This is a genomic window from Acidimangrovimonas pyrenivorans (assembly GCF_042643245.1).
Classification (GTDB): domain Bacteria; phylum Pseudomonadota; class Alphaproteobacteria; order Rhodobacterales; family Rhodobacteraceae; genus Acidimangrovimonas; species Acidimangrovimonas pyrenivorans.
Genome location: NZ_JBHRSK010000007.1, coordinates 64392 through 79290 on the forward strand (window position 1 = coordinate 64392; position 14899 = coordinate 79290).

Here is a 14899-nt window from a genome sequence, read left to right on the forward strand (position 1 = left end):
CGGGCGGGGGGCGTGGTGCAAGAGGCTTGCGCGCCGCGGCGTTTGCCTGGGCGGGGCGATGTGCTATCCCGAGGACACGCCCGGCAGAGAACATGCGGGCAAACCGACAGTCGAGCAGCGCCCCGCCATGCCCCGCCCCTCCGCCGAGGATCAGACCGCTCCGCCGTTGATGCGCCGCAGCCTGCGCCCGGGGCGGGCCGGCGGGCTGTGCTGGCTCGACGCGGTGCGGTGGCCGGCCGGGGACGGGCGCGACCGGTTCCGCGCCATGTTCGCCACCGGCACCCGGCCCGACGCCTTCGACCCCGCCCCGCGCCCGGGCTGCGCCGGCATCGAGGAGTTGCGCGAGGTCTCGGGCGGGGTGATGGTCTGCGGCTCGGTCGCGCAGGGCGCCGCGCTGCGACTGGCCACGGCGGCGGGCGAGATCGCGCTCGAAACCGCGCTGGCCGAGACGGGTTTCCTGGCCGGGCGCGACGTGCTGCTGGGGCTGCGACTGGAGGAGCCGGTCGAAACCGTGCGCGACTGGCTGGACTATCACGCCCGCCATCACGGCGCCCGGGGCGCGGTGATCGTCAACCGCGCCCCGCCCGACAGCCCGGCCGGCAGCCATGACGCCTTCGCGGCGGACCTGGCCGAGGCCGTCGCCGCCCTGCCCCGCGAATTGCGCGTCGTCGTGCTCGACAGCCCGGTGCCGCTGGGCAAGCCGGGACTGGGGCCCGAGAGCCACCCGTTCCTCGCCCCGGACGCGCCGGGAAAGGACCGGATGGCACCGCCCGACCCCGACCCGTGGCGGGCGCCGCTGGGCGAGGGGCTGATCTACGAGATCGCCAAGTGGCGCTTCCTGGCGCGGGCGGCGGCGGTTGCCAATCTCGATGTCACCGACCTCTTCGCGCCGCGGGCCGAGGACACGCCGACGGCCTTCGCGCTGGCGCGCGACCACAAGTCGGGCGTGGTCCTGGTGGCGGGCAAGCGGATCTACCCCTGGCGCGTCCGCAACGGCGCCGCCGAGAGCTTCGGCGACCATATCTGCCACCAGTTCGACAACCGCCGCGGCATGGTGCGCTGGTGCGTCGCGCCCGAGGTCGCCGGGCTCGAGAACACCTGGCGGGCGCTGCGCATCGCCTATGCCAAGCCCGATCCGCAAAAGGTCGTGCCCTTCTTCCGCTGCATGGGGCTGCGGGTGCCGGGGCGCAATTCCTCGGAACTGGCGCCCAAGACCAGCCTGGTCGAGGATCCGCTGCTGCTGGACATGGCGCGCGGGGTCTTCGGCGCCAAGCCGGTGCGGCCGCCGCGCTCGGACCGCAAGCCGGCGCCGCGGAAGGCCGCCGAGGCCGGGCGCACCGCCATCGTCACGACGATGAAGAACGAGGGGCCCTTCATCCTCGAATGGCTGGCCTATCACCGCGCCATCGGGGTCGAGGATTTCCTGATCTACACCAACGATTGCAGCGACGGCACCGACACGATGCTGGACCTGCTCCAGCGCAAGGGCCTCGTCCAGCACCGCGCCAACCCGTGGCGGCCGGGCGGTGCGCTGAAGCCCCAGCATGCCGCATTGCAGGCCGCCGAGAGCGAGCCGGCGATCGAAAACGCCGGCTGGGTGATCTGCATGGATGTCGACGAGTTCATCGACATAAAGATCGGCGACGGCACCCTGGCCGCGCTTTACGAGGCGATGGGCGAGGCGAACATGATCTCGCTCACCTGGCGGCTGTTCGGCAATGCCGATGTCCATGAATACGAAGACAGATTCATGATCGAGCAGTTCCCGCTCTGCGCCCCCGAGCTGGTCCGCAAGCCGCATCAGGCCTGGGGCTTCAAGACGCTGTTCCGCAATATCGGCATCTACAAGAAGATGGGGGTGCACCGGCCCAAGGGGCTCAAGCCCGACCTCTGGCCGCAGATCCGCTGGCTCAACGGCTCGGGCCGGCGGATGCCGATCGAGATGCTGCGCAACGGCTGGCGCTCGTCGCTCGATACCTATGGCTACGACTGGGTCAGCCTGAACCACTACGCGGTGCGCTCGGCCGAGAGCTTCCTGGTCAAGCGCGACCGCGGCCGGGTCAACCATGTCGATCGCGACCAGGGGCTGAACTACTGGTTCCGGATGAACCACAACGCGGTCGAGGAACGCTCGATCCAGCGCATGATCCCGGCGCTGCGGGCAGAGTTCGACCGGCTGCTGGCCGATCCGGAGATCCGGGCGGCGCATGAGCATTCGGTCGCCTGCCACCGCGCCAAGATCGCGGAACTGCGGGCGCGGCCGGATCAGGAGGCGTTCTACGCCGCGCTGACCGGAGAGCGGATGCAGCGGCTGTCGCGGATGCTGCATCATTTCGGCGCCAACGTCTTCAATGCCGGGCCGCAGGTGATCCCCGAGGACCTGCACCGACGCGAGCTGCCGCGCGACTTCTTCTTCACCGTCGAGCATCGCGGCGAGGCGAAGCATTAGGCCCGACCCGGGCATGGATGGAGAGCGCCGGGGGCGCTGCCCCCGGACCCCCGGGATATTTGGGTGAAGGTGAAAGGGAAAGGAGCCTTTCTTTGGAGCGTTGCAGCGATGCGCTGCATTGGGTTTCCTCGCGCGCCCACGCACCCCTTGCCGTCGCCGCCGCCGCCGCTAGGGTGAGCCCATGCGTTTCCTCGCCGTCACCTCCATGCGCAACGAAGGCGCCTTCCTGCTGGAATGGCTGGCCCATCACCGGGCCACGGGCTTCACCGACTTCCTCGTCTTCTCCAACGATTGCGACGACGGCACCGACGCCATGCTCGACCGACTCGCCGCGCTCGGCTGGTTGAGCCATGTCCGCAATCCCGGCCCCTGGGACGAGGGTCCGCAATGGGCGGCGCTGAAGGCCGCCGACCGACATCCGCTGGTGCGGGCCGCCGACTGGATCCTGGTCTGCGACGTCGACGAATTCGTCAACATCCATGCCGGCGATCACACCCTGCCCGCCCTGCTCGCCGCCCTGCCCGAGGCCAGCGCCATCGCCCTGACCTGGCGCTTCTTCGGCAATGCCGGGGTGGTGCGCTACCAGGACCGGCCGGTCACCGAGACCTTCACCCGCGCCGCCCCCGCGGTGCTGAACTGGCCGTGGCGGGCGGCGATGTTCAAGACCCTGTTCCGCAATGACGGCAGCTATCGCAAGCTTGGCGTCCACCGCCCGCGCAGCCCCGACAGGGACCGGCTGGCGGCGCTGCGCTGGCATGACGGCTCGGGCCGCCGCCTTTCCGGCAGCTTCCTGAATCAACGGGTGTTTTCCGATTACGGCCAGGACAATTTCGGCCTCGTCCAGCTCAACCACTACGCCCTGGGCGCGATGGAGAGCTTCGTCGTCAAGCGCGACCGCGGCCGCGCCAACCGGGGCGGCGATTTCGACATGGGCTACTGGATCGAGCGCAATTTCTGCGACGTCGAGGACCGGTCGATCCAGGCTCTCGCCCCGGCCCGCGCCGCGCTGCAGGCCGAGTTGATGGACGACCCAGAGCTTTCGCGGCTGCATGCCCGGGCCGTCGCCTGGCGCCACGCCCGCTTTGCCGCGCTGATGGAGCGGGAATCAGCGCGCGCGCTGCTGGGCCAGCTCCTGATGGCGCCGCCCAGCCGGGCGCTCTCGGCCGAGGCGGCCGAGGTCGTGCTGACCCACGCCCGGCGCGCCGCCGCCCGGCGCAAAACCACCGATTGAGCCCCCGACGTGGAAACACCCGAAACAATAGCAACGAACTGTTGACGGAACGCAGGCCGATCTCCCAAGATCTGCCCTATTGCGCGCATAGTCCGGCCATGGCGGGGTGGTTCTCTCGACAGCGGGATCAGGACGAAGGTGGAAACCGAATGAAGGACATCCGCGACATGGATGCAGCCGAGACGACGACCAAGGCAGACTGGCTCTCGCGGCTCGCGGAAATCGGCGACGAGCTGGGCTATTTCGAGCGGCTGGGTGACAAGCATTCGGCCTTCTTCGTCGATGACGGCGCGACGCTGGTGGTCAGCTTCGAGTCGCTGGGCGCGATCCGCGGCGGATCGGACAGCCAGATGCCGCTGGGCTATTCCGTCGCCCGGGCGCAGGGCTGGTCGCATCTGTGCCTGATCGCCGATGGCGAGACCTGGTATCGCGACCCGGCGGTCTACGGCTATTTCGACCGCCTCGTCGACGACGCCTTCTTCGAGGATTTCGACCGTGTCGTCTTCTTCGGCTCGGGCATGGGCGCCTATGGCGCCACCGCCTATTCGGTCGCCGCCCCCGGCGCCACGGTCGTGGCGATCCAGCCGGTGGCGACGCTCGACCCGGCAGTCTGCGAGTGGGACGAACGGTTCCGCGAACAGCGCCGGCTGTGCTTCACCGACCGCTACGGCTTTGCCCCCGACATGATCGAGGGCGCGGGCGAGGTCTTCGTCATCTACGACCCGGAAGTGATGCTGGACGCGATGCAGGCGGCGCTGTTCACCAAGCCCTATGTCACCAAGCTGCGCTGCCGCAACCTGGGCGAGGCGATCGGCCCGTCGCTGCAGCACATGAAGGTGCTGGTGCCGCTGCTGACCCAGGCCGGCGAGGGCCGGCTGAACGCCTCCGCCTTCTACCAGCTCTACCGCGCCCGGCGCGACAACGGCCCCTATCTGCGCAACCTGCTCAGCCGGACCGATTCCCTGCGCCGGCCGATGCTGTCGGCCCTGCTGTGCCGCAACGTGCTGGCGCGCATGAACGCCCCGCGCTTCCGCCGCCGGCTGTCCGAACTGACCGAGGAGCTGGAGGCGCTGGGAATCGATCTGCCGGCCCCGCTGCGGACGGCCTCGGACCGCGACCCGGTGGCCTGAGCACGACCGGCCACCGGCTGTCCTTCCCGCCTGAAACCGCCCCGCCGTGACGGCGGCGCGGTCATTTTTCGTGCAGATGCGGCTATCGCCGGCCGGGGACGCGATTCCCGCTCGAAAAATTCCCCTAAAATCATCCCTCTGTATCCTGCCGCACAGAACGCGGCGGGCCGCCGTGGCAGGATCGGCCCTACCAGCCCCTCGGGTTCCGGACTGGCCCCGGCGGATGGCAGAGCGATCCGCCGCCCCGGCGACCGGGCCTTGCGGGAGCGACCCGACGCGGATGCCAGGCGGCGATATCCGTCGGCGATGCCTCGCCGGCTACGAGTTGGTAACGAGTGGTTGCGGGTATGTGGTGGGTAGCGAGTGTCTGTTTCGTGCGTGGAGAGTGGTTGCCAAGGTCTTGCGCAACAGTCGCGTAGCGTCACGAGTCGGTGCGAGTATGCGGTGCGTTCCGTCCGGGGAGTGGTCCGGGCGGGGCGCATCGCAGCGAAAAAGAGCAGCTCCTTCGGCAACTAGCCGGAGGGGTGTGTCTTTATTACTTCACCTCTAATTGTATTGCGCCTCCGTTCGGGTCATGTTTGTCCAGACTCGCAATCCGTTTATCTTTCCGGGGTAAGAGCTCCGCAGGCGGAGTGCGGACGGCCGACCGCCCGCCCCGGTAACGGTGCCCGAATTCACGGGCGCGGGCGACGGGCGCGGCCGGCACGGAGGCGCAGGCCTCTGGGTCGGACAGCAACGGAGGTGTGCCATGTGGCTCCAACTGCGTTTCAGACTGTGCGGTGGCACGACCGGCCCCCGGCGTACCGCCGGCCGGGACGGTGCCACGCATGGACACCCGCATAGCGGCATGCGCGACCACACGGGTGCGAGCCCGGCATGATCTGGTACGATTCCCATGCCCGCACCGTGAGCCAGCGGCTGGCCCGCTGGCAGGCGCGGGACGAACCGGCGCCGGGCCTGCCGCTCGACCAGGCCATCGCGTTGCAGCTCCGGATCATCGGCGACGTCGTCCTGCCCGGCGATCCCGACTACGACCGGGACCGGATGCTGTCGAACCCGCGCTTCGACCACTTCCCGAAGGTCATCGTCTACTGCGTGGCCGAAAGCGACGTGCGCAGCTGCCTTGAGCTGGCCCGGGCCGCGGGCCTGGCAGTGGTGGTGCGCTCGGGCGGGCACAGCACCGGCGGCTTCTCGTCGGAATTCGGCATGCTGCTCGATGTCAGCCGGATGAACGACGTCCATGTCGATCCCGCGACCTGCACCGCCAGGGCCGGGCCCGGCACCCAGTTCCGCAAGTTCAATGCCAAGCTGGAAAGCTACAAGCTGCACACGCCCGGCGGCGCCTGCCCCGATGTCTGCGTCGGCGGCTACATGCAGGGTGGCGGCTACGGCTTCACCGCCCGCATCTTCGGCATGAATTGCGACCAGGTCGAGTCGGTACGGGTGATGCTGGCCGACGGCCGGATCGTCCATGCCGACCGCGAGGTCAACCGCGACCTGTTCTGGGCCGTGCGCGGCGGCACCGGCAGCAATTTCGGCGTCTTGCTCGAGGCCAGCTACCGGCTCTACGAAGGCTGCGACTTCTCGGGCTTCTCGATCCGCTGGATGATCGACAGCGATGCCGGCCGGCGCGACGCGGCCGCGGCGCTGGACTGGCTGCAGCGCAATTTCATGCGCACGGGTGCGCCGGCCGAGCTGGGCTATCAGGTGATCTGGGTCTTCGAGGGACCCGAGGACGGGCCGAAGCGGCCCCAGATCCTGATGCGCGGCATGTATCGCGGCCCGCTCGAGGCGCTCGAGGCGGTGCTGGCCCTGGTGCTTGCGCTGGCGGGGGCCGAGATGCAGGCGCTCTACCCGCCGCAGCCCTATACCCAGCTCAACGAGACCCTGCTGACCCAGCCCTACGAAGTGCCGGAATTTCCCGCTGACATGACGCCGATGCCGCCGCCCGAGGCCAAGCTGAGCCGTTATATCGGCCGCCCGGTCGGGGCCGATGGCTGGCAGGGGCTGATGGAGTATTTCTGCGCCAGCCCCAGCCCCTACACCACCGCCGATATGGAAATCTATGGCGGCGCCATCGGGGCGGTGCGCAACGGCGCCAATGCCTTCCTCCACCGCGACGCCGATTTCGACCTGTTCCTCGACGTGTTCTGGACCACGGCCGCCGAGGAGAAGGAGATGCTGGCCTATATCGACGGCTGGGAGGCGGCGGTCGCACCGCATTGGGACGGGGAGGTCTACCAGAACTACCCGCGGCCGGTCGATCCGGATTTCGGACGCAACTACTGGGGCGACTTCTACCCGGCGCTGCGGGCGGTGAAGAGCAAATACGACCCGTTCGGCCTGTTCCGCTACCCGCAGAGCATCGCGCCGCTGGTGGACGGCGAGACGCCGCCCGATCTGGACGGCCTGAAGGAGGCGATCGTCGATGTCCATTGAGGGAGAGCGGCTCCCGCAAGAGGGACCCGCGCGCTGGACGATCGAAACCTGGCTGGCCGAGATCGGGCTGGCCGTCTACAGCGACAATTTCGCCCGTGCCGACATCGATTTCGAGGTGCTGCCGCATCTGACCGAGGACGACCTGAAGGAACTCGGCGTCGCCTCGCTGGGCCATCGCCGCAAGATCCTCGCCCGGGTCGCCGCCCTGCGCGCCGGCACCGGCAGCGATGCCGCGCTGGCCGAACGGCGCTACCTGACGGTGCTGTTCTGCGACCTGGTCGGCTCGACCGCCCTGGCCGAGCGGCTGGGGGCCGAACGTTTTCACGAGACCATCGGCAGGTTCTACCGCGCCGTCGAGGCCGCGACCCGGCGCTTCGGCGGCTATGTCGCCCAGTATCACGGCGACGGCGTGCTGGTCTATTTCGGCTATGCCAACCCGATCGAGGACGCCGCCGGGCGCGCGGTCGATGCCGGGCTGGCGGCGCTGGAAGGGGTGGCGCGGCTGCGTGGCCAGGCCGGTCCGCTGGCTGCCCGGATCGGCATCGCCAGCGGCCTGGTCGTCATCGACGGCCACCGCCCCGGCGTGCCGGCCGGCACCGGCCGCGCCTTCGGCGCCACGGTCAACCTGGCCGCCCGGGTGCAGGCCGCGGCCGAACCCGGCGGCATCGTCATCGCCGAGGCCACCGGGGCGCTGGTGCGCGACGGCTTCCGCCTGCGCCCGCTCGGGCCGCAGCCGCTGAAGGGGATCGAGGCGCCGGTGCCGCTCTTCGCCGTGACCGGCCGCCTTGCCGCCGACACCGCCGCCGCCGCGCGGCCCGGCCGCGCCCGCTTCGTCAACCGCACCGCAGAGCGCGCCGCCCTCGCCAGCGCCTGGGAGCGGGTGCGGGACGGCGCCGGCGGGCTGGTGCTGGTCACCGGCGAGGCCGGGATGGGCAAGTCGCGGCTGGTGCACGAGTTCACCGAGGGCCTGGTCGCAGAGGGCACCACCGTGCGGCGCTTCGCCTGCGCCCCGCATGGCCAGGACACGCCCTTCCACCCCTTCAGCGGCCGGGGCGACGCGCTGCCGGAAGCGGCCCGCCTGCCGGCCGGAGAGCCCGCCGGCGCCACCCCGAACGACCGCCGGCGCCAGCGCGCCCGGCGCATCGGGGCGCTGGCCGCCGGGCTGGCCGATGGCGGCGCCGGCGCGCCGCATGTGGTCTGGCTCGAAGACATGCACTGGGCCGACCCCTCGACCGCCGCGGTGGTGGCGGAACTGCTGAGCCGGCCGCGGCCCGGTCTGCTGCTGATCGTCACCAGCCGGCCGCCGCTCGACCCGCTGTGGAACGACGCGCGGCTGCCGGTCCAGCGGATCGCGCTCACCGCCCTGTCGCCCGATCACACCCGCGACCTGATCCGCAATGCCATGGGCATGGCCTCTCAGGGGCAGGAAGCCCTGGTCACGGCCCTGACCCGGCGTGCCGACGGCGTGCCGATCTTCGCCGAGGAACTGGGCTGCGAGATGCGCGACCGGCTGGTGGCGTCGCCGGACGCCGCCGGCAACGCCCCGGCTTCGCCGGATCGGCTCGAGGTGATCCCGGCCAGCCTGCATCAGAGCCTGCAGGCCCGGATCGACCGCCTCCGCGCCGGCCGGCCGCTGCTGCGCCTCGCCGCAAGCTACGGCCGCGCCAGCCCGGTCTCGATGCTGCGCGACCTGTGGCCCGGCCCCGGCGCCTTCGACAGCGCGCTGGCCGAACTGGTCGAGGCCGGCTTCGGCCAGCTGCGCCACGGCAGCGGCGACGGCCGCGAGGACCGGCTGGTGATCCGCCACCAGATGGTGCGCGAATGCGCCTATGACATGATCCTGCTGCGCGACCGGCGCCGCATCCACGATGCCATCGTCAAGGTGCTGAAGGCGCGGTCCAAGCGCGGCATCGAGGTGCCGGCGACGGTGATGGCCGATCACCTCGAACGGGCCGAACGCCTCGTCGAAGCCGCCGAGACCTGGGCCGAGGCCGGCCGCAACGCCGCGGCGCAATCCGCCGATGCCGAGGCCGTGGCGCTCTACCGCCGCGCCCTCGCCCTGCTGCCCGCCATCCCCGATGCCGACTGGTGCGACCGGTTCGAGGCCGACACCCTGCTGGCCATGGTGCCGGCCCTGATCGGGGCCGAGGGCTACCGCGCCTCGGGCCCCGAGGTGATGGACCGCGTGGTCGAGCTCAGCGAGCGGCTCGACGATCCGCAACGCTTCTTTAACGCGATGTTCCTGCAATGGCTCGACCTCGTGGCCCGGGGCGATATCGATACCGCCCATGACATGTCGCTCGGGCTGGAACGGATGGCGGCCGAGGACGGCTCGGGCGTGCTGCAAATGGTGCTCGACCGGCTGCTGGGCTCGACCTATATGTTCCGCGGTGAATTCGCCCCCGCGCGCCACCACCTCGACCGTTTCCTTGCCCGCTACCGGCCCGAGGACCATGCCGCGCCGTTGCGCAGCTTCGGCGCGACCGAGAACTACACCACGGTGCTGTGCTGCGTCTCGGCGATCGAGGCGTTCGAGGCCTCGGACAGCACCGCGACGGAGGCGATCGGCCGGGCGCTGGCCGCGGCCGAGGCCAACCGGCATGTCCACACCCTGTGCCACACCCTGACCTTCGGCGCCGCCCTGCCGGCGGCGATCCGTGCCGATTGGGACGGTTTCGCGACCCATCGCGCCCGGCTGGCAACCCTCGCAGAGGATCACGGGCTGGGCTTCTGGCGCCTGGTGGCGACGGTTCTGGACGGTATCGGGCTGATCGCCGAGGGACGCGGCGCCGACGGGGCCGAAAGCTTCCGCACCGGCAGCGAGGCGCTGGAGGGCCACGGCTTCAGCTTCATGCTGCCGACCTTCCGCATGCTTTTCGCCCGCACCGCGCTGGCCCGGCCCGAAACCGCCGGCTTCGCCCCCGACCTGGCCCGGCTGGAGGCCGAGCTGGAGCGGGGCGAGCGCTGGTTGCTGGAAGACTGCCGGCGGCTGCGGGCCGAGCTCTGCCCGAGCCCGGCGGCGGAATAGCCCGCGCGCTCCGCCGCGTCGGCCGGGAATGGCTCAGCCGAGGATGCGCACCGTCTCGACGATGGCGAAGACCAGCATGAACAGCACCAGCGGGATCGCCGACAGGCTGAAGGCCAGCCGGCGGTTCTTCGGCCCGGCCACCATCCACAGTTCCTCGGCGGTCTGCGGCATCAGCGCCATGATCTCGGAATTCGACAACCCGCCGCGCTGCGCCCTGGCCCAGCGCCGCGCCTCGGCGCCGTTCCACTGCACCACCACCAGCATGATCGCGGCCAGCAGGATCAGGCAGGTCGGCGTCCACATCAGGAAACCGCCGGTCGCCTCGTCCGCCTTGGCTGCCATGCCGAAGGCCCGGTCATAGGCGGGATAGACCACCATCGGCTTCAGCGTCATCGCCGCGCCGATCAGGATCTGGCCGAAACTGGCGCCGATCAGCATCATCTGGCGCCGGCCGTGCGGCGCGGCGACCGGCGGGTCGCGCGGGTCGAACAGGGTGAGGAAGAACAGCAGGCCGGTGGCGAAGGCGCTGAGATTGAGCGCGATATGCAGCGGGACGTGGCGCAGGGCGGCGTTCTGCACCGGCGGCAGGGCCCAGAAATAAAGCGTCAGGATGAACAGCGCCGATGCCGGCAGCGGCCGGGCCAGCGCCCGCAGCGCCCGCTTGGGCGCCCCGCGATGCGGCAGGGCCCGGGCGAGGCGCCGGCGCCCCTGCCCCGGCAGCCCGGCCAGCAGCGCCGAAACCGGGGCCGACAGCGCGATCAGCATCGGTCCGGCGACGCGCAGCATCAGCTGCTGCACGGCGTGGAGCCAGTATTGATGCTCGGCCATCCGGTCGAGCGGCGATTGCAGCGCGGCATAGATCAGCACCAGCGCGGCATAGAACAGGGTCTGGCGCCAGGCCGCTACCGGCCGCTTGCGCGCCGCTAGGCGATCGACACCGGCCATGTAGAGCCAGCCGGCCCCGGCCAGCAGCGCCAGCAGCAGGGGATTGAAACCCCAGGACGCGGCGGAGGGGGCCGCCGGCGCGGCCGAAGCCGGTCCCGCGGCCAGCATCGCGCCCACCGTCCAGATCATCCTGCCCCGCCGTGCCAAGTCCCTCTCCCTCGCCCGCTGCGCCAGAGCGGCGCGGCAGGATAGCCCGGGGGCCGGGCGGCGCTCAACGCGGCCAACCTCACGATCCCGTGAGCAGCGCCTGCCCGGTCACATGGTCGCATGTTCGCCGGCTGATCGGAAATTGAGCAATGTCAAATCCATCGCTATCGTTCACGGCTATGAGAGGGGGAATGAGACCAGCGCAACCGCATCACGGGCGCCCCGCCCGCCCCGCACCGCGACCGCTCCGGCCGCGCGGCCGGGCCATGCCGTCGCGACTGCTGCGCAAGCTGGTCTCGGGCCGCGGCGTCGCCCTGTTCGCGATGCTGCTGCAGGTGCTTCTCTTCACCGATCACATCGGCGCCAGTGCCGTCGCCGGCACCGGCCTGGCCGCGCCCGGCGAACGGCTCGGCCTGCTCCAGGTCTGCACCGGCGAAGGCATCGTCTACATGACCCCGGACGGCCGCCGCGTCGACGGGCCACAGGATGGCTCGGGCCAGGCCGGACATTCCTGCCCGGTCTGCGCCAGCGCGGCCATGGGCAGCTTCGACTCTCCCCAAGGCGTGGCCGTTCCGGTCTTCGCCGCCCACCTGATCGCGCTTCCCGTCCCGTCCCTTCGGGAAGCCGCGGTCGTGGTGCTGCGCAGGGCCAAGGCCACGCCGATCCGGGCGCCGCCTGTCGCCTGATCGCGTCCCTTCGCGATTCGCCTCACCGTGCCTGCCCCCGCCGGGGCCGGGCCGTTCCGGCCGGATCGCCTTCGATCCCACTTCACCCGACGCCCAGGCGCCCGAAAGCGGAGCGGCCGGCGCATGCACACAGGATAGACAGATGAAACGTCGCGATTTCCTCATGACCAGCTCGATCGGCATGGTCGCCACCGCCACCGCCGCGGGCACCGCCCAGGCCGAGATGGCGATGCCCAAGATGCCTTGGGAATGGACCGCCGAGAACGGCCTCGCCCGCTTTCTCAAGCCCGACCCCAAGCCGCTGGAAAACGAGTTCGAGAAATATCCGCGCTGCCCCTATTGCGGCATGATGCGCAAGATGTTCAGCCAGACCCGGCACCTGATCGTCTATGACGACGACACGGTCGACGGCACCTGCTCGCTGCATTGCGCGGCGATCTCGCTGGCGCTGAACATGGATCGCGGCCCGCGCACGATCTATGCCGGCGATGCCGGGGCCGAGGGCAAGGTCAAGCCGCTCGCCGATACCGCCGCCATGACCTATGTCGTCGATCCCGAAAAGCCGGGCACCATGACCAAGACCTCGAAATGGGCCTATACCGACAGGGCCAAGGCCGAGGCCGCCGCCGGCGGGAAGGCGCTGCTGGTCAGCTTTGACGACGCGCTGGTTGCCGCCTATGCCGACATGGCCCGGGACACGATCAACATCCGCAAGCGCCGGGCCGAACGCCGCGCCCGCGCCGGCGACTGAGCCGGCGGCCGCGCCGCAGCCGCCCCGGGCGACCCGATCCGCCCGGGGCGCGTTTCCAGTGAAAGGATACAGGATGTGCAATCATTCCTCGCCCGCCTCGCGGCGGCAGGTGCTGGGGCGGATGCTGGCCGGCATTGCCGCGCTCGGCCTCGGCTCCGGCCTGCGCATGGCCCGCGCCGATGCGGCGCAGGTCACCCTGCCGCCGCCCGGCCCGCGCGACACCTGCCCGGTCTGCGGCATGTTCGTCGCCAAGTACCCCGAATGGGTCACCACCGTGCAATATGACGACGGCAAGGCGGACCATTTCGATGGCCCGAAGGATTTCTTCAAATACCTCGCCGACCTCGAGAAATACGCCCCCGGCTACAGCCTCGAGCGGATCACCGGCATGGGCGTGACCGAGTATTACGGCCTCAAGCTGGTCGATGCCCGGCAGGCGATCTATGTCCTCGGCTCGGACGTGCTCGGCCCGATGGGGCATGAGCTGGTGCCGCTGATGAACGATGCCGACGCGGCCGATTTCATCAAGGACCATGCCGGCAAGAAGCTGGTCCATTTCGCCGAGGTGACGCCGAAGATGCTGGCCGGCCTCGACGCCGGGCGCTTCGAGTGAGACTGCGACCGCAACGACGGTCGGGCCCGGTCTTCCTCGGGCTGGCCGTGCTGGCCGCGGCGCTGGCGGGAGAGCTGGGCCATGCCTGGCTCACCGCCCCCGCCGGCGCCGCCCGGCTCGAGCGTGAACGCGCGATCGTCCGCGCCCTCGGCCTGACCGACACCGCCCTGTTCACCGAGGCGCGCTATACCCGCAACCCGGCGCTGGCCGACCTCAACTCGGCCTTCCAGGACCACCCGCTGGCCTTCGATCACTTCCCCTCAGCCAGCATCGTGCCGGTCCCCGCCCTGCCCGCCTCCGGAACCCTGAGTTTCTCCGACAAGGAGCCTGCCCGATGATCCCCTGGTTCCGCCGCCAACGCGCGCTGGCCGATTACACCCTCGCCGCCCTCGCCCGCCGCCGGGTCAAGAACATCGCCCTCGTGCTGATCTACGCGCTGGTCGTCTTCGCCCTCGCCTCGGCGATGTTCTTCGCCTCGTCGTTGCGGCACGAGACGACGCAGGTGCTGGAAGGCGCGCCCGAGCTGGTGGTGCAAAAGCTGGTGCTCGGCCGGCAGGACCTGATCCCCGGCGACACGGTCGAGAAGATCGCCGCGATCCGCGGCGTCACCTCGGCCAAGGGCCGGCTCTGGGGCTATTTCTACGACCGGATCAACGGCGCCAATTACACCGTGATGGTGCCCGACGACCCGGCGCTGATGCCGCCGCCGGGCAGTGTCGCGGTCGGCGAAGGCGTGCCGCGCAGTCGCGGCTTCACCTGGGACGGCGCGCCGCTCTTCCTCAGCCGCCAGGTCGGCGAGCTGAAGAAATTCACCGTCAGCCGCACCTTCAAGCGCGACTCGGCGCTGATGACCTCGGACCTCGTGCTGATGAACGCCGACGATTTCCGCAGCTTCTTCGGCATCGCCCCCGGCCTCTACACCGATGTCGTCGCCAAGATCCGCAACCCGAACGAGGTCGCCACCATCGTCGACAAGGCCTCGAAGGCGATGCCCGAGATGCGCTTCGTCACCCGCCACGATATCGAACGCACCTACCAGAAGTTGTTCGACTGGCGCGAGGGCGTGCTGGCGGCGCTGGCCGGGGCGGCGTTGCTCGCCTTCGTCATCTTCGCCGCCGAGAAGGCCTCGGGCCTGTCGGCCGAGGAGGCGCGCGAGATCGGCATCCTCAAGGCGGTCGGCTGGAACACGAGCGACGTGATCGCGATGAAGCTGTGGGAGGGCGGGCTGGTCTCGGTCGGCGCCTTCCTGCTTGGCACCGCCGCCGCCTATATCCACGTCTTCGTCTTCTCCGGCGCCGGGCTGGCGCCGGTGCTCAAGGGTTGGGCGGTGATCTATCCCGACTTCCCGCTCACCCCGCAGATCGACGCACTGCAGCTGACCACCCTGGCCCTGCTGACCACCCTGCCCTACATGGCCGCGACGCTGGTGCCGATCTGGCGCACCGCCTCGGCCGATCCCGACGCGATCATGCGCTGAGGA

General features: G+C 70.3%; 11 protein-coding genes. 10 read left to right on the plus strand and 1 reads right to left on the minus strand.

Annotated elements, in window-relative coordinates:
* Positions 1-127 precede the first annotated feature (127 nt).
* From ACFOES_RS10645 to ACFOES_RS10665, 5 genes are all read left to right on the plus strand, one after another.
* A complete protein-coding gene (locus ACFOES_RS10645) occupies positions 128-2449 on the plus strand; it encodes a glycosyltransferase family 2 protein (protein ID WP_377833254.1) in 2322 nt (773 codons plus the stop codon).
* 181 nt (positions 2450-2630) lie between these two features.
* Positions 2631-3680, plus strand: coding sequence for a glycosyltransferase family 2 protein (locus ACFOES_RS10650; RefSeq protein ID WP_377833255.1), 1050 nt, complete (start codon positions 2631-2633; stop codon positions 3678-3680).
* A gap of 149 nt (positions 3681-3829) precedes the next feature.
* Positions 3830-4810, plus strand: a complete 981-nt coding sequence (locus ACFOES_RS10655; RefSeq protein WP_377833256.1) for a phosphoadenosine phosphosulfate reductase — start codon at positions 3830-3832, stop codon at positions 4808-4810.
* Between the two features lie 876 nt (positions 4811-5686).
* Complete coding sequence (locus tag ACFOES_RS10660; protein ID WP_377833257.1) at positions 5687-7249, plus strand: FAD-dependent oxidoreductase; 1563 nt, start codon at positions 5687-5689, stop codon at positions 7247-7249.
* Entirely contained in the window at positions 7239-10277 is a 3039-nt protein-coding gene (locus ACFOES_RS10665; RefSeq protein ID WP_377833258.1) for an AAA family ATPase, read from the plus strand. The genes ACFOES_RS10660 and ACFOES_RS10665 overlap by 11 nt, the downstream gene beginning before the upstream one ends.
* Before the next feature lie 33 nt (positions 10278-10310).
* Here ACFOES_RS10665 and ACFOES_RS10670 read toward each other — a convergent pair whose 3' ends face one another.
* Positions 10311-11351 carry a cytochrome c oxidase assembly protein gene (locus tag ACFOES_RS10670; RefSeq protein ID WP_377833259.1) on the minus strand — a complete coding sequence of 347 codons (1041 nt, stop codon included), beginning with the start codon at positions 11349-11351 and terminating at the stop codon, positions 10311-10313.
* Positions 11352-11635: 284 nt separating this feature from the next.
* On the opposite strand from ACFOES_RS10670, the gene ACFOES_RS10675 reads away from it, so the two are divergent.
* The 5 genes from ACFOES_RS10675 to ACFOES_RS10695 all read left to right on the plus strand — a co-directional run bounded on the left by ACFOES_RS10675 (position 11636) and on the right by ACFOES_RS10695 (position 14896).
* On the plus strand, positions 11636-12055 hold the full coding sequence (locus ACFOES_RS10675; RefSeq protein ID WP_377833260.1) for a DUF2946 family protein: 420 nt from the start codon (positions 11636-11638) through the stop codon (positions 12053-12055).
* A gap of 142 nt (positions 12056-12197) precedes the next feature.
* Positions 12198-12806 carry a nitrous oxide reductase accessory protein NosL gene (locus tag ACFOES_RS10680; RefSeq protein WP_377833261.1) on the plus strand — a complete coding sequence of 203 codons (609 nt, stop codon included), beginning with the start codon at positions 12198-12200 and terminating at the stop codon, positions 12804-12806.
* Positions 12807-12879: 73 nt separating this feature from the next.
* Positions 12880-13419: a nitrous oxide reductase accessory protein NosL gene (locus tag ACFOES_RS10685; protein ID WP_377833262.1), complete on the plus strand. Its 540-nt coding sequence runs from the start codon at positions 12880-12882 to the stop codon at positions 13417-13419.
* Positions 13416-13757, plus strand: coding sequence for a hypothetical protein (locus ACFOES_RS10690; RefSeq protein ID WP_377833263.1), 342 nt, complete (start codon positions 13416-13418; stop codon positions 13755-13757). The genes ACFOES_RS10685 and ACFOES_RS10690 overlap by 4 nt, the downstream gene beginning before the upstream one ends.
* A complete protein-coding gene (locus ACFOES_RS10695) occupies positions 13754-14896 on the plus strand; it encodes an ABC transporter permease (protein WP_377833264.1) in 1143 nt (380 codons plus the stop codon). The genes ACFOES_RS10690 and ACFOES_RS10695 overlap by 4 nt, the downstream gene beginning before the upstream one ends.
* The last annotated feature ends 3 nt before the right edge of the window (positions 14897-14899 follow it).